Origin of the sequence: Pseudoduganella aquatica, from assembly GCF_009857595.1 — a bacterium.
In the GTDB taxonomy this organism is placed as follows: Bacteria; Pseudomonadota; Gammaproteobacteria; order Burkholderiales; family Burkholderiaceae_D; genus Rugamonas; species Rugamonas aquatica_A.
Window position 1 is genome coordinate 125,469 of record NZ_WWCU01000008.1, and the last position, 21,306, is coordinate 146,774.

Below are 21,306 nucleotides of genomic sequence, written 5' to 3' on the forward strand. Positions count from 1 at the left end.
GCCGAATTTATCGTGCTTTTGGGGCAGTCTGAGCGCATTTCCATTGGATTGCAACAATTACCATAAGGAAATTTTTTGAGACTGGGATTCGATCAGCATGATGATCAAAGCGCGGGCGGCGCCGCAACACCTAGCAATTCATCCATTTGGGCGATGGCGCCGGGCTCCTTCAGCACGTCGCGCAGCCACAAGTGCAGCGGCAGTTCGCCCCAGCCGGCGGCCTTGTCGGCCAGGTAGGCGACCGGGCTGTGCGGCTCGGTGCGGCGGAAAAATTCCGCCACCAGCCGAAGCTGGGCCAGCGCCTGCGCGCGGTTCAGCGGCGGGCCGGAAGGCATACGCCCCGGGCCTTCCGCGCCGCCGGGCGTGTTCCCGGCGCCTTGCCCGGCGCCGGAATCGGCGCCGCCCTCCTCGCCGGACGGCGTGGCCAGCGGCTCGATAAAATCGATGGCGTTCAGCAGCGCCTCGCGGGCGGCGCCGAAGCCCGGCCCGTCCACGCCCAGCCGCTCATCCACAGCGCGCTCCAGCTCCTGCAGAGACGCCAGGCAGTAGCGCGCATCCGCCAGCAAAGCGTTGTTGAATTGAGACGAATTGCGGCGCCGCTCGGCATCCAGCTCGGCCAATCCCGGCCCTTCAGGCGCCGCCACGGCGGGCGTGGGCCAGCCGCCGCTGCCTGCCGCAGCGCTGGCGCTGCTGGCCATGGCCACGCGCTGGCGCGCCGCATCGAAGCTGGCCATGGATACGCCGCCGCTCTCCGTTACCGGCATCTCCTTCACCAGCTGCGGCGTGCGCGCCAGCAGCCAGTACAGATTGCCCACGCGCTGCTCGGCGTCGCCGTCGTCGATGGCCGGGTGCAGGCAATCCCAATAGCGGGCGCACAGGCCGGCCAGCAGCGCGTAGCCGTCGCCCAGGCCACGGAATCCGCGCGTCTTGGCCTGCGCTTCCGCCAGCCAGACCGCCAGCCGCAAGTCCTTGCTGCGGCCTTCTATCAGCGCTGCGCAGCGCGCGGAGACGAAAGGCCAGTCGGCCTCCTTCAGCGTGGTCACCCAGGCGCCCTGGTCCAGCGTGGGGTCGTCCGCCAGCCGCGCCTTGACGATTTCATCCACCTCGCTGCCGAAGGAAATATCCTCTCCGCAGGCTTGCTGTACGCTGATGGGCTGGAGCAGTTGCGCAATATTGAACATGTGCCGCCTCCTCTATTTAACGGTGTATTTGAACTGTCCCTGGCGGCTGGCGCCGGCCTTGATGCTGGCGATCGCCACGCCATCCGCCATGCGCGCCAGCACCGCCTCCGCTATCGCCGGCAGCAGGCTGCCGTTCAGGATGTGGTCCACATTGCGCGCGCCGGAATCGACTTCGGTGCAGCGCGCCAGCACGGCGTCCACCACGGCACTGTCATAGCTGAATTCAGCGTGGTGGCTGGCGCGGATGCGCTGCCCGATGCGGTCCAGCTTGAGCGCGATGATGCGCGCCAGTACCTCGTCGGCTATCGGATAAAACGGCACCAGCTGCATGCGGCCCAGGAAGGCGGGCTTGAAATGCTTCATCAGCTGCGGCCTGGCCAGCTCCTCCAGCTCCGCAGGCGCGGGCCGTCCGGACACGGGCTTGTTCAGGCAGGCCTGCATGATGGCGGACGAGGCCACATTGGATGTGGCGATAATGATGGTGTTGCGGAAGTCGATCTCGCGTCCCTCCGCGTCGTCCAGCACGCCCTTGTCGAACACTTGGAAGAACAGCTCGGCCACGTCCGGGTGGGCCTTTTCTATTTCGTCGAGCAGCACCACGCTGTAGGGCGCGCGCCGCACCGCCTCGGTCAGCACGCCGCCCTCGCCGTAGCCCACGTAGCCGGGCGGCGAGCCTTTCAGGCCCGAGACGCTGTGCGCCTCCTGGTATTCGCTCATATTGATGGTGATGAGTTTGCGCTCGCCGCCGTAGAGCAGTTCCGCCAGCGCCAGCGCCATCTCGGTTTTTCCCACGCCGGAAGGACCGGTGAACAGGAACACGCCCTGCGGCTTGTTGGGGTCGTCCAGGCCGGCGCGCGCGGTGCGCACCCGCTGCGCCACGGCGGCCACGGCGTGCGGCTGGCCGAGGACGCGCGCCTGCAGCGCGGCTTCCAGCTTCTGCACGGCGCGGATCTCGTCGCGCACCATCTTCCCGAGCGGGATGCCGGTCCAGCCGGACACGATGGCGGCGACCGTGTGCGCGTCCACACGCTGCGGCGCCATCGGCTCGCTGCCCTGCAGCGCCGCCAGTTCCTCCTCCAGCGCCGCCATGGAAACCCCGCCGCCCACCGGCGGATAGCTGTCGCGCTGCACCGCCATGGCGGCATGCAGCGCCTTTTCGCGCTCCCAGCGTTCCAGGTGCTTCTGGTGCTCCTGCATCAGCGTTTCGCGCGCTACGCGCAGCTCGCGCAGGCGCGCGGCGGTGCGTCCGTCCTGGGGGCCACTCCCCTGTTCGCGCTCCAGCGCGGCGATTTCAAAGCCGATGCGCTCCACGTGCTTCTGCGCCTGCTCCACTTGCTGCGGCGCGGCGCTGCGGGCCAGGGCCACGCGGGCGCAGGCGGTATCGAGCACACTGACCGCCTTGTCCGGCAACTGGCGCCCGCTGATGTAGCGGTGCGACAGGCTGACCGCCGCCACCACCGCCTCGTCGCTGATGCGGATGCCGAAGTGCTTCTCCATCAACGGCGCCATCGCGCGCAGCATGGCGCAGGCGATTTCCTCGCTGGGCTCCTCCACCTTCACCACCTGGAAGCGGCGCGCCAGCGCGGCGTCCTTCTCGAAGTACTTCTTGTATTCGCTCCAGGTGGTGGCGGCAATGGTGCGCAGCTCGCCGCGCGCCAGCGCCGGCTTGAGCAGGTTGGCCGCGTCGTTCTGTCCGGCCTGGCCGCCAGCGCCTATCATGGTGTGGGCCTCGTCGATGAACAGCACGATGGCGTGCGCGCTCTTGCGCACTTCGTCGATCACGGCCTTGAGGCGGTTTTCGAACTCGCCCTTCACGCTGGCGCCGGCCTGCAGCAGGCCCATGTCCAGCGCGCGTATCTCCACGCCCCGCAGGACTTCCGGCACGTCGCCCGCCACGATACGCTGCGCCAGGCCTTCCACCACGGCGGTCTTGCCCACGCCGGCCTCGCCGGTCAGGATCGGATTGTTCTGGCGCCGCCGCATCAGGATGTCCATCGCCTGGCGGATCTCGGCATCGCGGCCTATCACCGGATCGAGCTTGCCGTCGCGCGCCTGCTGCGTGAGGCTGGTGGTGTACTGGTCCAGCGCTGGGGTCTTCGCGTCCAGCTGCCGGAGCGGATCGGCGGCCAGCAGCGCGGCTTCCTTGTCTGTTTCCGGCGCGGCGCTGCGTTCCTCCTGCGAGCCGCGCGTGTACTTTTCCATATTGTGCTTGAGCTCATCGACCGGGAAGCGCGCGAACAGCCTCGATCCGCGCGCGGCCAGCTGGGCCAGGCCAGGCTCGGTCAGGAGGGCCAGCAGCAGATGGCCGCTGCGTATCAGGTCCGGCTGCGGCAGCGACAGCGAGGAGATCAGCCACGCATGCTCCAGCAGCACGGGCAAATGCGCGGAGAATACCGGCGTGCGCGCGCTGCCGCTCTTGAAGCGTGCAATCTCCTTGCGTAGGTCGGCGTCCAGCGCCTCCAGGCTGATGCCGCATTTGCGCGCGATCAGCACGAAGTCGCTCTGTTCCTGCTCCAGCAAGGCCAGGAACAGATGCTCGACGTCGACCTCGTACTGGCCCAGGCCAACGCAGATGCTGGCGGCGCGGGTGGCGGCCAGGCGGGTGGTGTCGTTCAGTTTTGCGATCAGGGTTTTCAGATTGATGCTCATGCCTGTGCTCCGCTGTGGTGGATGGCGTAGTGCAGCGTGGACGGCTGCAGCACGGCGTCGAAATTGACGGGTTCAAACACGGGAAAGACCGCCAGCACGCCGCTGATGACGAAGTTGACGCGGTTGATGCTGCCGGGCTGCTGTTCGATGCGGGCCTGCACCTGCCGCAGGCGCGGCTCGTGGCGTTCGATGGCCGCCTTCAGGCTGGCACAGATGCGGCTCCGGTCGTCGCTGCTGCTCAGGCACATGCCCGCGAAGTCGACCAGGCCGTAATTGAGGATGGAGGCGGCGCATTCCGGGTAGTCGGCCAGCAGCGCTTCGGGCAGTGCGGCGCGGGTGTTCAGCAGGTCTTCCAGGTCGCGCGCGACTGCGTCCTTCAGCTGCGCGGCCGTGAAACCGGCGGCCGCGTTGCCGCGCGCGCCCAGCAGGCGGTCCATCAGGCCGGGGGCGAAACCGCTCATGGCTGCTCCTTTCAAAAAAAAATACCGCAGTGGCTGGCACTGCGGCATGCGGCGCACCAGCCGGTCAGGCGATGCGGTTGGCGGACAGGTCCCATCCGCCGGAGGTGTTGCCGCCGGCGCCGCCGCTGATCTTCTGCTGCGTGTATTTCCAGCGCACCTTGGAGAACTTGAAGCCGACTTCTTCGGTCAGGATGTCGCCCTCCTCCACCGCCGGCGCCACCGCGCCGATCAGCACGTTTTCGATTTCGATCTCGAAGTACTTCACGCGCTCGCCCTGCGCGTCCGCGCGCATGAACTCGAACTTGGCCTTGGGGATGGTGCGTCCGGCCGCGCAGGTTTGCAGCAGGATGGGCGAGGCCAGGTCGGCCAGCTTGGAGATCACGATGTCGCGGTGTTCGCAGCGTTCCGCCGTGTGGCCGCCGCCGGTGGAGGCGGTGGCGGACTTGGGCTGCTCCACGCCGAAGTTGACCGATTTGCACTCGATCCAGTCCTTGTGGCGGTCATCCGCCGATTCGCCCTTGATGCCATCAATGTACAGATAGACGTCGATTGCCATTGCATGCTCCTAGGTTGTGGTTGATGGTGCTTAGCATTTGGTCGGTTGAGGCAACTCCGCGACCAGTCGGAGGGAAACGGACAGCTCGTCGAGCTGGAAATGCGGCCGCAGGAAGGACACCGCGCGGTACACGCCGGGCCGCCCCGGCACTTCGTGCACCTGCACCGAGGCCTCGCGCAGCGGGAAGCGGGCCTTCTGGTCCTGGCTGGCGTTATCGTCCAGCAGCACGTACTTCATCAGCCAGCGGTTGAGGAAGTCCTCCACGCCGGAGGCGGCGGCGAAGCTGCCCACCTTGTCGCGCATCATGGCCTTCATGTAGTGGGCGATGCGCGACACGGCGAAGATGTATTGCAGCTGGGACGACAGCACGGCGTTGGCGTTGGCCGCCTCCGAACTGTACTTGCGCGCCTTCTGCGCCGACTGCGCGCCGAAGAAGGCTGCGTAGGCGGTGTTCTTGCAGTGCACCAGCGAGATGAAACCGAGGTCGCTCAGTTCCTTCTCGCGGCGGTCGGTGATCGCCACTTCGGTGGGGCACTTGAGCGCCACTTCACCCTCGTCGGTCTTGAAGGTATGGGTGGGCAGGTCGTCCACCAGGCCGCCGCCCTCCACGCCGCGGATGGCGGCGCACCAGCCAAACTCGCCGAAGGCCTTGGTGAGCTTGGCGCCGAAGGCGTAGGCCGCGTTGCACCACAGGTATTTGTGGTGGTCGGTGCCATCCACTTCCTCGACGAAATTGAAGCCCTCCACGCTGTTGCCGTCCACCGGGTTGAACGGCAGGCGGCCCAGGAAACGCGGCAGCGTCAGTCCCACGTAGCGCGCGTCTTCGGATTCGCGGAAGGCTTTCCACTTGGCGTATTCCACCGTGTCGAACACCTTGGCCAGGTCGCGCGGCTTGCCCAGCTCGCCATAGCTCTCCAGCCCGAACAGCTCGGGCGAGCCGGCGCTGATAAAGGGGGCGTGCGACGCCGCCGCCACGTGCGACATCTGCTCGATGAAGTACATGTCCTCGGGCTGGCGTGAAATCTCGAAGTCGCCCAACAGCGCGGCGTAGGGCGCGCCGCCGAAGGTGCCGAACTCCTCCTCGTAGACCTTCTTGAACATGGTGCTCTGGTCGAACTCCAGCGCGCTCTGGAAGTCCTTCACCAGTTCGCGCTTGGTGGCGTTGAGCATGCGGATCTTCAGGTTCTGGCCGGTGGCGGAGTTCTTCACCAGGTAGTGCAAGCCGGTCCAGCTGCGCTCCAGCTTCTGGAATTCCGGCGCATGCATGATGGCGCTGAGCTGCCTGGAAATCAGGCTGTCCAGTTCCGCCACGCGCGCGTCCAGCGTGCCGCTCAGGTTGTGCGACACCGGCATGCTGCCTTCCAGCACCTGGCTCACCAGCTCGCCGATGATGTCCTTGGCGCGCTCGTGCTCCACGCTGGACTTTGCCACCTTGCTTTGCTCGACGATCTCGTCGAGCAGGGAAACCTCGGCCACGGCGCTTCCGTGCGCGGCTTGCGGCTGCGCCGCCTGCATTTGTGCCGACATATCAGTCCCCCTTCTTTTCAGCGTGCGGCGCCAGGCGGTTAAGCTGGTCCGTGTTGTGCAGCACATTGGTCAGGATGTCTTCCAGCCTGTCGTTGCCGGCCAGCTTGTTGCGCAGGTCGGCCAGCTTGCTGCGCGCATCGAGCAGGCGGCTGAGCGGCTCCACCTGGCGCACAACGGACTCGGGACGGAAGTCGGCCATGGTGCGGAACTGCAGTTCAACCGGGAACTCGCCGCCACCGGCCAGCTCGTTGGCAACCTGGAAGCGCGCCGACGGCGCCACGCCGGCCAGCACTTCGTCGAAATTGTCGCTGTCGATGTTGACGAACTTGCGGTCCTTCAAGCGCTTCTGCGCCGCGTGCGGATTGCCGCCGAAGTCGCCCACCACACCAACCACGAAGGGCAGCTCCTTGTTCTCCATGGCGTCGCCGATCTCGACGTCATAACTCATTTGCACGCGCGGAGCGCGCACCTTGCCCAGCCGTTTCTGTACGCTTTCGCCACTGGCCATCTTGGTTCTCCTTCAGGTTAACGAATGGCGCCGAATGGATCGGCGGAGGATGCCGCGCCCGGCTTCACCGGCGCCATGCGCTTGGCGGGCGCTAGCGGCGCTTTGCGCGCCACTGCCGGCGGCGGCACCAGCACGTCCTCGCCCAGGCTGGTGCGCAGCACGCGCGCCAGGTCCTGCGCTTCGGTGCGCAGCGAGCCGCTCAGATTGTTCTGCTGGCTCAGGTCCGCCAGCGCCCTGGTGGACAGGCGCAAGCCGCTCACGGCGATGATGCTGTTGCCCACCTGGTCGGACGGATCGCGCTGCAAGGCTTCCTGCGCATGCAATATGGCCTCGCCGTAGCTGGCGCGGTCGAACTTCATCTGCGCCATCGCCAGCCACGGCGCCTTGTCGGCGGGGTAGCTCCCGGCCGCGCTGCGCAGCAGGGTCACCGCCTTGTCCTGCTGGCCGCCGGCGGCCAAGCGGTTCGCTTCGGCCAGCGCGCTGTCCAGCGTGACAACACTGGATTTTTCAGGCCGCAGCAGCGGCGCATCGGTAGCGCAGGCCGACAGCAGCAGCGCGCAGGCCAGGCCGGGGATGGATGTTCCAAGTTTCATCATGGTCTCCTTCGGTACGGGTGGAGGCCATTATTGAGGCTGGAAATGCAACAGCGATTGCGTTTGCGCAAAGCTTGCGCTTGCCCGCGCAGCAAGGCGGTCCACGGCTTGCGCCGCCTCAAACCCGCGTGCGCCGCGCTTGGATTTAATGATTGAACCGCCTCCCGCGAAAGGACGTCCTGATGAAAGCCGCAGCCTTGCCCGCGCCATTTACGATGGCGCCTCTTTTTGCCGTTGCATTCACGCTCACCGGCTGCGCAGCAGGCTCGATCGCGGGCGCCGCCATGGAACTGGCCGGGATACGCAAACCGCCCGAACTGCCGGAACTCCAGAAGCCGCCAAGACAGATCGCCATTCATCTGCACGCCGGGGGCAATCTGAACGCGGGCGCCGGCGGCCAGCCGCTGGCGCTGGCGGCGCGCATCTACAAGCTGCGCCAAAGCGCGGCCTTCGAGCGCGCCAGCTACAGCGGCTTTCTCAACGCGCAGACCGAGCGCGAGCTGCTGGGCGCAGACTTGGTGGAAGTGAAGGAAGTACAGCTGATACCCGGCCAGCGCTATGACGTGATAGAAAGCGTGAGCCGTGAAGCGGCCCACATCGGCGTTGTAGCGCTGTTCCGCAAACCGGCGCCGCAGCACTGGCGCGCCGCGTTCTCCGCCAGCGAAGCGGAAAAATCCGGCATCACCATAGGCCTGCACGCGTGCGCGCTCACCGTGCAGGGCCAGTCCCTGGTTGGCACCCGCTGCCAGCCCTGACATCACCTTGGGAGCATCCATGAGCACAGCAGCAAAAGTACTCTGGGGCGAGGGCCTGTTCCTGCGCCCCCAGCATTTCCAGCAGCAGGACCGCTATCACGAAGCGCGCTTGCGGCAAACCGCGCAAGCGCTGCAGCCCTATTTGTGGGGCGTGCTGGCGGTGGAGTGGGACACGGCGGCACTGCAGGCCGGCATACTGCGCCTGCACGCGCTGTCCGCCATGTTCCGCGACGGCGAATTGAGCGATGCACCCGCCAGCGATCCGCTGCCGCCTGCGGTGGACCTGGGCGCGCTGCCTCCCAATGTGCAAGAAGTGACCTACTATGCCGCCCTGCCCTCGCTGGCGCCGGACAATAGCAACTGCGCTCCGGCAGGCACTCAGCACCACGGCGCGCGCTACGCGCAGGCCGAGCGCACCACGGCGGACATCTACACCGAGGCCGCGCCGGCAGAGCTGAGCTATCTGCGCAAGGCCGTGCGCCTGGTGTCCGACCGGGAACCGCGCGGCGGCTACGAGTGCTTTCCGCTGATACGGCTGCGCCGCATCGTGTCGGGCGGATTCGAGGCCGATCCCGCTTTCATTCCTCCCAGCCTCTCCGTGGCCGGCGCGCCGCGCCTGAAGATCCAGCTGGAGCAGTTGATGGACGCGCTGCAGGCCAAGGTCAACGCGCTGCAAGGACATATGCGGGAACCCAGCCGCAACGTGATCGAATTCCGTTCCGGCGACGTTTCCGCCTTCTGGCTGCTGCATACCGTGAGCACGGCCAGCGCCACGCTGATGCACTACCTGCGCCACCCGGCGCTGCACCCCGAGCGCCTGTTCGAAGCCATGCTGGGCCTGGCCGGCGCGCTGATGACCTATTCCAAAGCCTACACGTTGACCAGCCTTCCCGCCTACCAGCACGAACAGCCCGGCGCCTGCTTCGCGCAACTGGACGCCATCGTGCGCGATCTTCTCGATACGGTCATCTCCGCGCGCTACTTCTCGATTGCACTGAGCGAGGAGAAGCCCTGCTACCACAAGGGCAAGCTGGACTCGGGCAAGATCGACCAGAAGACCACGCTCTATCTGGCTATCGGCGCGGCCATGCCCGCCATGGAGCTGGTGGAGGTGGCGCCGCTGCGCATCAAGGCCGGCGCGCCGGACGACGTGGACCAGTGCGTGCTGTCCGCCATGCCCGGCGTGAAGCTGTCGCACGCGCCGCAGGTGCCGGCCGCCATCCCGGTGCGGCCAGACACCTGCTACTTCGTGCTGGAGAACAAAGGCGTGCTGTATGAGCAGATGCTGAAGGCGCAGTCGATCTCGATCTATGTGCCGGCCGGCATCCGCGACCTGCGCCTCGAACTGATCGCGGTGACGGCATGAGCGCCCAGATCGAACGCCGCGCCGCGCCTACCCTGTTCGGCGGCCGCGCGGCGCCGGGCGCCACAGCCGGCCCGCGCATCGAGTCCTTGCTGGACCTCATGCACGAGGGCTTCTACGTCTTGTTCATGCTGAAGAACGGTTCCGCGCCGCCGGGCGAGCATGAATTTGCGGACAAGGTGGCGCAGTTCCTGTCCGGCTTCGAGAACGAGGCGCGGCGCCTGCGCGCCAGCGCCGAGGACATCGAGGCGGCCAAGTACGCCTACTGCGCCGCGCTGGACGAAATTATCCTGGCGTCCGGCTTCCCCATCCGCGCCCCCTGGGAGCGGCGGCCCTTGCAGCTCACCGTGTTCGGCGACCAGCTGGCGGGCGAGCACTTCTTCGACCGGCTGGAGGCGCTGCGCAGCCAGGGCGGCGCGCGCCTGCAGGCGCTGCAGGTCTTCCATCTGTGCCTGCTGCTGGGCTTCAAGGGCAAGTTCGCGCTCGACAGCAGCGACAAGCTGGCCTGCCTGACCGCGCGCCTGGGCGACGAGATCGCCCACATCAAGGGTAAAAGCCGCGGCTTCGCACCCCGCGCCGAGCGGCCGGACCAGGTGGCGCACAAGCTGCGCAGCGATGTGCCGCTGTGGACCTTGTCCGCCTTGTTCGCGCTGGCGGCGCTGGGCGTCTACATCGGCATGAAATCGTCGCTGGACCAGGCCACGCAGCAAAGCATGGCGGGCTACGGCAACCTGGTGAAGCTGGCGCCACGCCCCGCAAACCTGACCGTCACGCTGCCCTGACACGCTGACGCCGGGGCGCAGGCCCGGCGTTGGCCTGCATCCCAGGCCGTTACTGCGCGATGCGGAATTCAATGCGGCGGTTGCGCGCGCGGCCTTCGCTGGCGGAGTTGTCCGCCACCGGGCGATCCGGTCCCTGGCCGGACACTGTGATCATCTCCGGGCTGATGCCCTTCTGCGCCAGGTAGCCGCGCACCGCTTCCGCGCGGGCCAGGCTAAGAGCCACGTTGCTGTCCCGCAGGCCGACATTGTCGGTGTGGCCTATCACCTCCACCTTCTTCCCCCTCACCTTTTGCAGCGCGCCGGCCATCTCGTCCAGGATGTCCTTGCCGGACGGGCGTATCGCCGCCTGTCCGCTTTCGAATTCGATAATGCGCCTGGCCAGCGTGGCGTCCAGCAGCTCCTGCTCGGCCGCGCTCACGCGCAAGCCGTTGTTGATGGTGTAGCTGGGATTCAGGCTGGTCGCCGCGTCGCTGGCAATCTGCTGCCGCTGCGCCTCGTTGGCGACCTCGCCGCGCAAGGTGACATTATTACCCTCCACTTTCAGCTCGCCCTTGCTGATCAGCTTGAGATTGGGGCCGATCAGCTTCTGCACATAGCCGCTCCAGTTTGGCGGCAGCGCCACGTTGCCGATGCCGATCTGGTCCACCACGCGCTCGGCGCCGTACAGCTCGCGCAAGCGCTGCAGCATGGCGGCCTTGCTGGCCTCATCCGGCACGGTGCCCGTCACAACAACCTGCCCGGGCCGGGGCGTGGCGGGCAAAGGATACTGGGCATAAGCATGGACGGCGGCGCTGCACAGCAATGCGGCTGCAAGGTAACGCATGGTTCGCTCCTCAGGCAAAGGTTTCGTGAAACAGCGCGCAGGCCGATTTGAGCGACAAGCGCTCCTGCTCCAGGCACGCCGACAGGCGCAGCACCTTGCGATCGCTGGCGATCATGTCGTCCACCCAGCCGGTGCTGTCGAAAGTGATCTGCTGCGCCTGGGCGAACTGCGGGTCGATCGCGCCGCGCAGCGTGGCGGGCGACGCGCCGCTGAAGCCCAGCACCAGCATGGGCCGCCCGGCCTGCTCGCACACCAGCAGCGCCAGTTCCACGTCCGCCTGGCGCAGAAAGGGCTCGGCCAGCGACAGCCACAGTGCGGCTGCTGCGGGACGGTGCAGGGAATTGCGCGGCAGCGGCAGCGCCAGACTGCGGTCCAGCCGCGTGCTGCCTGTCCAGCCGAATGGCTGCAGCAGCAGGCCCACGGCCAGCATCATGCGCCGCGCCGAATAGCTTGCGCCATCCTGGGCCAGCATTGCCTCCAGCCCGCCCAGCGAGGTATGCTCGATGAAGTCGTCCAGCGCGGCGGCATGGCCCGCGTCGTGCGGCCCGACCTCCAGCACGGAGCTGGACAGGGCGTATAAATGCGGCGCCGGATGCAGCGCCATTGCCGCCGCCGCCGCGCCATCCGCCAGCGCGGCCCAGAACGGGGCCAGGGCGATGGGGCTGTGGCGCAGGAAGTCGCCCGGTTCATCCACCTCCAGGGCGCTCATGGCCAGGAAGGGAAAACGCCGCTGCGACTGGTCGCTGCTGGCCACCAGGTGGCCTGCAATGGCGCGCTTGCTGCGTGTGCCCACGAAGGCGAAATGCAGCGGCTGCACGGCGTCGTAGTGCTGCTTCCAGCGTGGCTCCGTGGTCAGTTCCGTCATGGTGTCGGCCAGCCAGCCGTCCAGCAGCTCGGCCAGCGCATGGTTGTCCCCGGCCTTGATAAAGTCGCTGCGCGCGGGGATTTTCCCGAAGTAGCCCACGCGGACCATCTGCGGCGCGCGGTTCATTGCTGCGCTCCTTGCTGCGCCGTCTGCGGCAGCGCAGCCAAGGTGGATGGCGCCGCGCCGACTATCGCCTCCGGCAGCTTCATGCCCCGGAAGCCCTGGTCCTGCGGCCCGGCGTCGCCGCCGCTGGCCTCCGGGCTGCTGGTGATTTTCAGTTCGAGCGCCACGCTGATGGCACCATTGGTCCAGCGCAGTTCATGCACGCCCTCCTCCTTGCGCTTGCGCGTGGCCGCGTCGATCATGCGCTTCAGCCCGAACTGCCCCGGTTCGTTGAACAGCTCCACACTGCGGCCATCGAACGCCACCGCCGTGATGCGCGCGCCCGGCACGCCCTGCGGGCTGGGATGGACCATGCTGGTCCACTGCGCAGGCGTGTTCCGGTAGCGCAGCAGCTGGCCGTCTATCTCCACCGTGTATTCCAGCGTACCCGGCGCGGGCAGCGGCTGGATCTGGAACACGGTCTGTGCGGCGGCCGAGGGAGCGGCGATGCCGCCGGCGCCCAGCGGCGCGATCCAGCCGGGGAAGCGCGCCACGGCCTGCGGCGACAGCGCAATGCCCATGTCGGCCCAGGTGCGCGGCGCCAGCACATCGCCGCGCCGCACCACCAACGGCCCCATGGACGTGGTGACAAACTTCGCCACCAGGCCGTCGGGGCCAAAGAACTGGCCTATCTCGGCGCTGCTGGCTTCGATTTTCGCACCCGGCGAGAACGGGTACTTGGCCGCCAGCGTGCGCTGGAACGGTTCGTACACCTGCGCCAGCCAGGTCTTGTTGATCTCCGCCTCGGCCGGGGCGACGATGACGGCGAAGGTCTGCATCAGCGGACGCACCAGGATGGGCCGTATCGCGCGCTTCTGGGTGTCGCTCATCCCGGTCAGCATCTGCTCATCGACAAAGCGCAGCGCGTCGGCCAGCTCGGAGCCCGTCCCCTCCAGCGTCTGCTGCATGAACTGGCGCGCGCCGGGGCCGGGGTCGCCCTGGTTCTTCAGCGTGTTGAGCCGCGTGCGCAAGCGCGACAAGGTATCCATATAACCGCGCAGCAGCGTGGCGTCCTTGTCCCTGGACCCAACCAGTTTGCCCACCGCCGCAAACTCGCGCCCCACCGCGCCCATGGGACGCTCCATCCGGGCAGGATCCAGCTGCAGATTCACATTGACCGGTACCGGCGCGCGGCGCAGCACGGTTTGCATCATCCACTCCTTGAAGCCCTGCTGGACCTTCTGCGCTTCCGCGTTGGCCTGCGTGGGATTGTCCCAGGAAGTCTGCTCGCTGATGGTTCCGAGCAGCTTGATGATGGGCGAAGACTGCGGATCGCCCAGGCGGTTCATGGCCGCCACCGCGCCGTTGAAGCCGCCCAGGTCCGCCACCGCCACGCCTTGCACGAACTTCTGCCACTCCCTGGCGTAATCAGCCTTGTACATCTCCACCAGGTTTTTCTGGATCTGCTCGGGGCTGCCCTCCAGCGTCAGGTCATCCTTGGTGGAGGTTTTCAGCACCCAGTCCGTGCTTTGCAGTTCGCGGCTGGCCGCGTCGCGGAATGCGCCCTGGACGTACTTCTCCCAGGCCTCGCGCGTGAACGCGCCGGGAATCGCGTAGCTGCCCGCGATAAGCGCCTGGTCCTGCTCGCCGACGATGCGCACCACCGTCATCGCAGGAAAGCGCGTGCCGGCGCGCGCCTTGATGTCCGCATACACGCGGTCTCGCGCGGGCATGCCGCGCACCACCCGCCGCAGATTCTCGCGCGCCTGGTCCACCAGCGCCAGCTTCTGCTCTATGCGCGGCCAGGACGGGTCGCTGGATTGCGCCAGGTAGTAAGTCAGCAGGCGCTCGGCGCTGCGTATCATCTGCTCGCGCGGCATGGCGCCGCGATTGGCTTCCAGCCAGCCGCGCCAGTAGCGCGTAAGCTGGTCGTTCAGGTGGCCCGCTTCGGCGTGCGGCGTGTCGGCCAGCATCAGATAGGTCTTGAGGGCGTTGTACGCGTCTTCAACGCTGCGCGGATTCGCTTCGGCATATTGGCGCGGGGCCGCAGCGGCGGGCGACGCGATGGCAGCCGTGGCCGCCGCCGGCGTGGCCAGCTGGTCCGCATTGGCGTTCATCTCGAACAGCAGCGCCTCCAGGCTGGCCGCCACCGGCTTGACCATCACCTCCTTGATGCCCGCGTAGTACTCCTCGCGCAGCTTGCGCTCCAGCAGGCCGCCCTGGTACAGCCCCATGCCCAGCAACCATGGCCGCTCGCGGCCGAATTTTTCAAGCTGTTCGATACGGTCCTGCAGGATCTCAAGCGCTTCAAGACGAGATTGCAGGTCCAGCCGCTTGTCCTGCAGCTTCACCACTTTGTCCAGGTCCGCCTGCACATTGGCCGCCAGCTGGCGGTTGCCCATATAGGACCAGGTCCATCCGCCCAGCGCACCGCCCAGCAGCAGCACCGCACCGAAGAAGGCAGCGTACCTCAGACGCGCGCTGGCGCGGCTGGCATACTGCGACACCAGCGCCTTGTCCGCAAACACCACGTCGCGGAAAAGCTTGAGCAGGAAGTAGCCGCCGGCCGAGCCATATGGCATGGGTGCGGCCTCCTGCTGCTCCGGCTTGAGCGCCAGTTCAAAACGTTCAGCGATGCGCTGCGATTGCGCGCTGACCGGCTGCCCTTCCTGCAAGGCGCTGGTGAAGTAGAAGCCCCGGAACACCGGCTTGTACTGAAACGGGTTTTCCTCGAACAGCGTGGCCAGGAAGGCCCGCAGCGGCGCGCGCAAGGAGACGAACTCCATCGGAAAAGTGAACACGCCCGGCGCCATGCGCGTGCGGCGCGGCTGCGCCATATTCGCCATGCTCATCTCGACCAGGCCAGCGTGCAGTTCGTCGAAGCCCTGGTCGAAGAAGGCCAGCAGTTCCTCGCTGCCGGCCTTGCGCCGGTAAGGCATGGTGGCGCCCCACACGCGCTCGCGTTCACTGCGTTCGCACTGGCAGAAAAAGTCGCTGAAGCCCGCGATCAGATCCGCCTTGGTGAACAGCACATACACCGGCGCATAGACTTCCAGCCGCTCGATCAGGTCCTGCACCCGCTTGCGCAGGCTGCGCGCGAGCTTCAGCGCGCCATCCGGATCGCTGCGCAGCTCGGCGATGCTGACCGCCACGATAATGCCGTTCACCGGTGCGCGCCTGCGGTACTTCTTCAGCAAGTCCAGGAAGCCGCGCCACTCCGCCAGATGCTCGTCCTCCACAGCATAGCGCCCGGCCGTGTCGAGTACGATGCCGTCCGTGGTGAAGAACCAGTCGCAATTGCGCGTGCCGCCCACGCCGTGCACGACGCGCGCGTCCGCAAACGGGAACTGCAAGCCGGAGTTGACTATGGCGCTGCTTTTGCCTGCGGACGGATTCCCGATGATCATATACCAGGGCAGCTCGTACAGCACCCGCGAGCCCGGCATGCGTCCCAGCTTGGAGCCCTTGATGGTGGCGATGGCCTTCAGCATGCCGCTGCGGATCGCATCCACTTCGTGGCGGCTGGCGACGTCTTCGGCCGGCCCGGTTTCGGCGGGGACCATCGCATCCGCCAGGCCGGCGGTGGCGCGCGCGGCGTAGCGCCGCCGCAGCCAGCGCGCCAGCAGCCAGGCAAGCAAGGCGGCCGCCAGTGCGGCTACGGCCCATATCAATGCAAGCTCCAGCAGCTCGGCGCCAAGGTAAAACAGCGCCGCCATGGCCACAAAGCCGGCGATGGTGAGGTTGCGGGAGTCGGTCAAAAACAGCCAGGTTCGTCGCATCATGATAGCTCCGGGGCGCCAGTCGGCAGACCCGAGCTATGGTGCCACCTGCCTTGCCATGCATTCTTGAGGCAGAACAAGCCTCAGCGTTTGCGCTGCATGGTTCCAGGCAAACGCAGCTCGGCGTGGCCGAAGTCCATCATGGTCCAGCGTCCGCCCCAGCTCAGCCCTGCCGCTTCCGCGGCTTCGCCGTACAGGCGGTAGCCGCGCATGGCCCAGGGGTCTTTTTCGGAGATCACCAGTTTGCCGTCGCGCAGGAAGGCGCAGTCGGCGGCGAGACCGAACTGATGATAGCTCTGGAAGGCGCGCGCGTTGGTGACGCTGGCGCCGGCGCTGGCCAGCAAGTCCTGGCGCTCCGGACTGCGGTAGCCTTCGAGCAGCGCCATGTCGTAGCCGTGCTGCTCCTTCATGATGCGGAACACCATCAGCAGGCGCTGCTCGAAGTCCGGATGGAACAGCTGCCAGCTGCGGTTCGCCCCCGCCAGCAGGGGCCGCGCGCGCACGACTTCCACCGTGGTGAAAGCCAGCGGCGGCAGCGACGGAGGCGGCACCAGCTGCTCGCCTTGCAGCAGCTCCGCCACCTGGCTGTTCACCGCGCGCCCGTCATAGTCGAAGGCGGGCAGCGCCACGCGGCGCACCGCCACCAACGCCAGCATGGGCGGCAGCACCAGCATCAGCGCGCCGCCGGCCAGCAGCCATGCATAGCGCTGGCGCAGCAGGATGCGGCAGCGCGGCATCAGAGCCGCAGTCAAGGCCTCGCGCCGGACCGGAAACAGCAGCAGCCATCCGCTGGCGCACACCAATACAAACAACACCATCAAGGAAACGACAAGCATAGTGCGCTCCGTCAAAGCGTGGCCGGGCGGCTGGCCGCACACTGATGGCGGCAGTACCGGAATCGCTCCATCGTATGCCGTTGACAGGCATGCCATTCCGAAGAAAATCAAACCTTGGGAGGATAGATTGGACAAATCCACACCGACGCAGCGGCCGGACCTGTTCTGCGCCGCGCAATCCGGCGGCGGCAGCCGGCGCATACTGGCCAGCCTGGAAAACAGCGGCAAGGCGCAGTCGCCGGCTGCGCGCCTGGCGCGGATACGGCCCAGCTATCTGGTGATGCCGCTCATGCTGCTTGCCATCCTGTCGGCTGGCGTCGCAAGCATCAGCTACTACGGCATGGCGCCTGTGCAGCACAGCCGGGCATGGGCGCCCGCAGTGCCGCTCTCGAATCACGCGCCGCAACCGGCGCCTATGGATACGCCGGAGGAAGTGCAGCGGCTCGCCGCCGCCATCGTCAACGAGCCGCTGCCGGCGATTGTGCCGGCCCGGCACAGGCCGGCCGCTCCCCAGGCGCTGCGTGCGGAGCGCAGTCCGCATGCGCGGCCCGGCATCCAGGGAAGCAAGACGCAGGGCACGCAGCATGAAGGCCCGCGAAGCCTAGCCACCGCCGCGCCGCCGGACAGCGACGTGACCCTGCTCGCTGCGCTGGTCGCCCACAGCGGCGCCCAGCAGTCCACCATGCACTACAGCCGCGACGTGGTGGAGCGCCGCGACGGCGACAGCACCGACGCACTGCTGCGCCTCTGCCAGCGCCTCGGCGGCGCCGAAGCAGGCCTGTGCCGCGCGCGTATCTGCAACGGCCAGTGGCTGCACGAAGCGGCCTGCCGCCTGCCGGTCAGCGACTGAGGCGCCCAGCTAGGCGCGTTCCGATATCTCGATCAGGTTCTGGTCCGGGTCGCGCAGGTAGACCGAGCGGATAGGCCAGTTGGCGCCGGTGCGGGCCACCGGCCCTTCTTCGACCGGCACGCCGAGCTGCTTCAGCCGCGCGATCACCTCGTCCAGCGGAATGGACGCGATAAAGCACAGATCCAGCGAGCCCGGAGTCGGCTGCGCCGCCTTGGGCAGAAATTCCTTGCCGTATTCGTGCAGATTGATCTTCTGTTCGCCGTACTTGAACGCCACACGGCCGGCCCCGAATGCCTCCAGCGTCATGCCCAGCACCCGCGTATAGAAATCGATGCAGCGCTCACGGTCGCGCGTAGTCAGCACCAGATGATCCAGGTGGTCTATCATTTTCTCTCAAGCTCCTTGATGAATTGCGCCATCACCTCCAGCACCGCTTCCGGCTGCTCCTGGTGCGGCGTGTGGCCGCAGTCGGGCAGCATCGCCATGCGCGCGCACGGCGCCTGCGCTTCAATGGCGTGCAGCTGGGCCGCTGTGCCGTACTGGTCGCCGCTGCCCTGCAAGGCCAACACCGGGCAGGCTATCGACGGCAACAGGTATTCAATATTCCAGCGGCTGAAGGCAGGCGCCAGCCAGGTGTCGGCCCACGCACCGAAAATCTGCGCCGTCTTGGCGCCGTGGTAGCGTTCCAGGCCACGCAGCTTGCCCTCGCCGTAGGCCAGCTTCGCCTCGCGTATGCCCGCCAGCGTCACGTCCTCCACAAACACATGCGCCGCCTCGGTCACCACGCCCAGCAAGCCCGGCACCTGTTCCGCCGCGTGGAGCAACGCGATGCTGCCGCCGTCCGAATGGCCGACCACCACATACGGCCGCCCCGCCAGCAGCGCCAGCACCTGCGGCAGCTCATCCAGCGCATAGCGGTGCAGATAATGGATGCTGCGGCCAACACGCAGCGGATCGGACTGGCCATAGCCGCGCCGGTCATAGACCAGCCCCGCGCAGCCAAGCCGCGCACACAGGCGCGCAGGAAAATCCTTCCACATGGCCGTGCAGCCCAGGCCCTCGTGCAGGAAGACCAGCACCGGCTTGCGCGCGCCTTCATCCGCGCCATTCGCCCCTATCCACTCGTAATACAGCCGGCCGCCCTCGGCCAGTTCCAGCATCGCCATTGCCATCTCCTCCGTTACGCCAGGCTACAGATTACACTGCCTCCCGCCAGCCGCGCCACGCAGCAGCACCAGCGCGTACAGCAGCAGGCAAGCGCCGGCCAGCGCCATGGCGCGCGGCACGCCCGCCAATTCAGCCGCAGCGCCCCACAGCAGGCTGCCGCCGGTCTGCCCGAGCGCCATCGCCATCAGGTAGACCGACAGCGTGCGCGCCCGCAGCGCGCTTGGGAAGGACAATTGCGCCGCGCTGTTGAGCGACGTGACCATGGTGGACCATGCCACGCCGCCCAGCGCAGACAAAGCCATCAGCACCGCCCAGGCCCGCACCAGCGGCAGGATCAGCAGCATGGCGCCGAAGATGGCCACTGCACCGGCCAGCAAATGCCGCCGCTCGAAGCGCGCGCGCAATTCCGGCAGCACGAAGGCTGCCAGAACCGCCCCGCCGCCCACGCAGGCCATCAGGCTGCCGAACGCGCCGCCTTCCCTCAGCAGCACGTCGCGCACGAACAGCGGCAGCAGCGCCGTATAAGCAATGGCCGCGCCGAAGATGCAGACCGTATGCCGCAGCAGCCTGCGGAACGAGGCCGATCCCCAAGCCGCCTGCAGCCCGGTGCGCAAGCCCTGCAAGGTGATGCCGCCTGCCGCTGCGGGCCGCTGCGCCTGGCCGTCTTCCTTGCCGCCGCTGCGCATCCAGTCCAGGTACACCAGCAGCAAGCCGGTAAAGGACAAGGCGTTGAACAGGAACAGCGGCGCCGCCCCCACCATGACGAACAGGGCGCCGCCCAGCGCGGGACCGGCAGCAGCCGCGAAATTGAAGCTCAGGTTATTCAGCGAGGCCGCAGCCTCCACTTCATCCGGCTGCACCAGCCCGGACATGGCGGCCTGCCATGCCGGCCACATAAAGGCTGAGCCGGAACCCATCATGAACACCAGCGCCAGCACGGCGGCAGGCGATGCGGCGCCGCTGGCGGCCAGCGCCGCCATGCCGGCCGCTGCCAGCGCCATGAAGGCGTTCACGGCGAACAGCAATTTTGCGCGCGGCACCGCGTCCGCCACCACGCCTGCCAGCAGGCCGAACATCAGCATGGGGGCATAGCTGGCGGCGGGCACCAGCGCCGTGGCCTGGGTGCTGTGCGATATGCTCGCCACCAGCCAGGCGGCGGCGAAGGTCTGGGTCCAGGTGCCAAGGTTGGACAGCAGGTTGGACAGCCAAAGCAGGCGGTAGCGCCGGTGCCGCAGCGGCTGCAGCATGGGGACTTTGCGGCGCGCCGGTGGCGCGGAAGGCGTTGCGGGTGGTGTGGTGTTGTGCATACAATGAGTCTATGCGGCGCGGGAAAACTGCGTCAATCTTGACTCCGGCAATCAACATAAATAAAAGCGGTGCATGAATAAAGAACTCACGTCCAGGGAAGCGGCGGCCCTGCTGGGCGTATCGGCCGCCACGCTGTACGCCTATGTCAGCCGCGGCTTGCTCACATCCATTCCCGATGGCGCGGCGCGCAGCAAGCGCTATGCGCGCGAGGAAGTGCTGCGCCTGGCCGCGCGCAAGGCCGACGGCAAGCGCGCTGGCCACGCAGTCGCCGCCGCCATGCACTGGGGCGTGCCGGTGCTGGAGTCGCGCATCTCGCTGATCGCCGACGGCAAACTGTTTTATCGCGGCCGCGACAGCAGCGAACTGGCCGCCCATGCGACGCTGGAACAAACCGCCGCCATCTTGTGGGACGAACCGGCTGCGCCCACTGCGGCGTCCAGCGCCGTTCCCACGTTGCCGCCGGCAGTGGCGGCGCTGGGACACGCCATGCCGCCACTGGAGCGCGCCATGGCCTTCCTGCCCGTGCTGGCCGCAAAGCCCGCCACTCCGGCGGAACTGATGCGCATGCTCGCAGCCCTGCTGCTCGACACGGAGATGAGCAGCGCGCCGCTGCATGAACAGGTAGCGCGCGCGTGGGGCGTTGACGGCGCGGGAAAGGAGTTGCTGCGCGCCGCGCTGGTGCTGCTGGCGGACCACGAACTCAATACCTCCGCCTTCACGGTGCGCTGCGTGGCCTCCACCGGCGCCGCCTTGCCTGCGGTGCTGTGCGCCGGCCTGGCCGCGCTTTCGGGGCGCGAACACGGTGGCCACTACCTGATGGCGAAAGAAGTGCTGGAAGCGCAACTCGGCGGCGAGACGGAATTGCCGCTGCCCCCCATGCAGCCCGGCTTCGGCCATCCGCTCTATCCCGGCGGCGACCCGCGCGCGGTGCTGCTGCTGGAAATGATGCGCCCTTTGCCGCAAGCGGCCGGCGTGCTTGCGCTGGCGGCCAGGGCGGCAGCCATCAAAGGCGCGGAGCCGAATTCAGACTATGCGCTGGCGGCGCTGGAACTGGTGCTGGATTTGCCGGCCCACAGCGGCATCATCCTGTTCGCGCTGGCCCGCTCCGCAGGCTGGCTGGCGCACGCCGCCGAACAGGCTGCGGACGGCGCCATGATACGGCCGCGCGCCCGCTACGTTGGCCACTACAGCGCGGGCTAAG

Annotated in this window: 19 protein-coding genes; 5 read left to right on the plus strand and 14 right to left on the minus strand. The window is 67.3% G+C overall.

Features of this window, described 5'->3' with window-relative positions; all coding sequences use genetic code 11:
- Positions 1–104 precede the first annotated feature (104 nt).
- The 7 genes from tssA to GTP77_RS10000 all read right to left on the minus strand — a co-directional run bounded on the left by tssA (position 105) and on the right by GTP77_RS10000 (position 7,478).
- Positions 105–1,181, minus strand: coding sequence for a type VI secretion system protein TssA (gene tssA, locus GTP77_RS09970; RefSeq protein WP_161072013.1), 1,077 nt, complete (start codon positions 1,179–1,181; stop codon positions 105–107).
- A 12-nt stretch (positions 1,182–1,193) separates the two neighbouring features.
- Positions 1,194–3,830, minus strand: a complete 2,637-nt coding sequence (gene tssH, locus GTP77_RS09975) for a type VI secretion system ATPase TssH (protein WP_161072014.1) — start codon at positions 3,828–3,830, stop codon at positions 1,194–1,196.
- A complete protein-coding gene (tssE, locus tag GTP77_RS09980) occupies positions 3,827–4,291 on the minus strand; it encodes a type VI secretion system baseplate subunit TssE (RefSeq protein ID WP_161072015.1) in 465 nt (154 codons plus the stop codon). Before tssE ends, tssH begins: the two co-directional genes overlap by 4 nt.
- A 64-nt stretch (positions 4,292–4,355) precedes the next feature.
- The gene (locus tag GTP77_RS09985; protein ID WP_056405272.1) at positions 4,356–4,847 is read right to left on the minus strand and encodes an Hcp family type VI secretion system effector; all 492 of its coding nucleotides are present in this window, start codon (positions 4,845–4,847) and stop codon (positions 4,356–4,358) included.
- Positions 4,848–4,877: 30 nt separating this feature from the next.
- A complete protein-coding gene (gene tssC, locus GTP77_RS09990) occupies positions 4,878–6,374 on the minus strand; it encodes a type VI secretion system contractile sheath large subunit (RefSeq protein WP_161072016.1) in 1,497 nt (498 codons plus the stop codon).
- Between the two features lies 1 nt (position 6,375).
- Positions 6,376–6,882 carry a type VI secretion system contractile sheath small subunit gene (gene tssB, locus GTP77_RS09995; RefSeq protein ID WP_161072017.1) on the minus strand — a complete coding sequence of 169 codons (507 nt, stop codon included), beginning with the start codon at positions 6,880–6,882 and terminating at the stop codon, positions 6,376–6,378.
- A gap of 17 nt (positions 6,883–6,899) precedes the next feature.
- Positions 6,900–7,478 (minus strand): hypothetical protein, encoded by a 579-nt coding sequence (locus GTP77_RS10000; RefSeq protein ID WP_161072018.1) that lies wholly within the window; start codon positions 7,476–7,478, stop codon positions 6,900–6,902.
- 179 nt (positions 7,479–7,657) lie between these two features.
- On the opposite strand from GTP77_RS10000, the gene tssJ reads away from it, so the two are divergent.
- From tssJ to icmH, 3 genes are read left to right on the plus strand one after another with little or no spacing between them, the layout of a single operon-like run.
- A complete protein-coding gene (gene tssJ, locus GTP77_RS10005; protein WP_228895663.1) occupies positions 7,658–8,230 on the plus strand; it encodes a type VI secretion system lipoprotein TssJ in 573 nt (190 codons plus the stop codon).
- Between the two features lie 19 nt (positions 8,231–8,249).
- The gene (tssK, locus tag GTP77_RS10010) at positions 8,250–9,596 is read left to right on the plus strand and encodes a type VI secretion system baseplate subunit TssK (RefSeq protein ID WP_161072019.1); all 1,347 of its coding nucleotides are present in this window, start codon (positions 8,250–8,252) and stop codon (positions 9,594–9,596) included.
- Positions 9,593–10,375 carry a type IVB secretion system protein IcmH/DotU gene (gene icmH / locus GTP77_RS10015; protein WP_161072020.1) on the plus strand — a complete coding sequence of 261 codons (783 nt, stop codon included), beginning with the start codon at positions 9,593–9,595 and terminating at the stop codon, positions 10,373–10,375. Before tssK ends, icmH begins: the two co-directional genes overlap by 4 nt.
- A gap of 49 nt (positions 10,376–10,424) precedes the next feature.
- Here icmH and GTP77_RS10020 read toward each other — a convergent pair whose 3' ends face one another.
- The 4 genes from GTP77_RS10020 to GTP77_RS10035 all read right to left on the minus strand — a co-directional run bounded on the left by GTP77_RS10020 (position 10,425) and on the right by GTP77_RS10035 (position 16,780).
- Positions 10,425–11,198 carry an OmpA family protein gene (locus tag GTP77_RS10020; protein WP_161072021.1) on the minus strand — a complete coding sequence of 258 codons (774 nt, stop codon included), beginning with the start codon at positions 11,196–11,198 and terminating at the stop codon, positions 10,425–10,427.
- 10 nt (positions 11,199–11,208) lie between these two features.
- The gene (gene tagF, locus GTP77_RS10025) at positions 11,209–12,189 is read right to left on the minus strand and encodes a type VI secretion system-associated protein TagF (RefSeq protein WP_161072022.1); all 981 of its coding nucleotides are present in this window, start codon (positions 12,187–12,189) and stop codon (positions 11,209–11,211) included.
- Positions 12,186–15,944, minus strand: a complete 3,759-nt coding sequence (gene tssM / locus GTP77_RS10030; protein WP_161072069.1) for a type VI secretion system membrane subunit TssM — start codon at positions 15,942–15,944, stop codon at positions 12,186–12,188. The genes tagF and tssM overlap by 4 nt, the downstream gene beginning before the upstream one ends.
- A gap of 83 nt (positions 15,945–16,027) precedes the next feature.
- Positions 16,028–16,780, minus strand: a complete 753-nt coding sequence (locus tag GTP77_RS10035) for a M15 family metallopeptidase (RefSeq protein WP_161072023.1) — start codon at positions 16,778–16,780, stop codon at positions 16,028–16,030.
- A 127-nt stretch (positions 16,781–16,907) separates the two neighbouring features.
- Here GTP77_RS10035 and GTP77_RS10040 point away from each other — a divergent pair, with 127 nt between their 5' ends.
- Positions 16,908–17,630 carry a hypothetical protein gene (locus GTP77_RS10040; RefSeq protein ID WP_161072024.1) on the plus strand — a complete coding sequence of 241 codons (723 nt, stop codon included), beginning with the start codon at positions 16,908–16,910 and terminating at the stop codon, positions 17,628–17,630.
- A gap of 9 nt (positions 17,631–17,639) precedes the next feature.
- On the opposite strand, the gene GTP77_RS10045 is transcribed toward GTP77_RS10040, so the two are convergent.
- The 3 genes from GTP77_RS10045 to GTP77_RS10055 are packed head-to-tail and all read right to left on the minus strand — an operon-like array spanning position 17,640 to position 20,104.
- Entirely contained in the window at positions 17,640–18,017 is a 378-nt protein-coding gene (locus tag GTP77_RS10045) for a VOC family protein (RefSeq protein WP_161072025.1), read from the minus strand.
- On the minus strand, positions 18,014–18,796 hold the full coding sequence (locus GTP77_RS10050; RefSeq protein ID WP_161072026.1) for an alpha/beta fold hydrolase: 783 nt from the start codon (positions 18,794–18,796) through the stop codon (positions 18,014–18,016). The genes GTP77_RS10045 and GTP77_RS10050 overlap by 4 nt, the downstream gene beginning before the upstream one ends.
- Before the next feature lie 24 nt (positions 18,797–18,820).
- Entirely contained in the window at positions 18,821–20,104 is a 1,284-nt protein-coding gene (locus tag GTP77_RS10055) for an MFS transporter (protein WP_161072027.1), read from the minus strand.
- A 73-nt stretch (positions 20,105–20,177) separates the two neighbouring features.
- On the opposite strand from GTP77_RS10055, the gene GTP77_RS10060 reads away from it, so the two are divergent.
- The gene (locus GTP77_RS10060) at positions 20,178–21,305 is read left to right on the plus strand and encodes a citrate synthase family protein (RefSeq protein ID WP_161072028.1); all 1,128 of its coding nucleotides are present in this window, start codon (positions 20,178–20,180) and stop codon (positions 21,303–21,305) included.
- Position 21,306 lies beyond the last annotated feature (1 nt).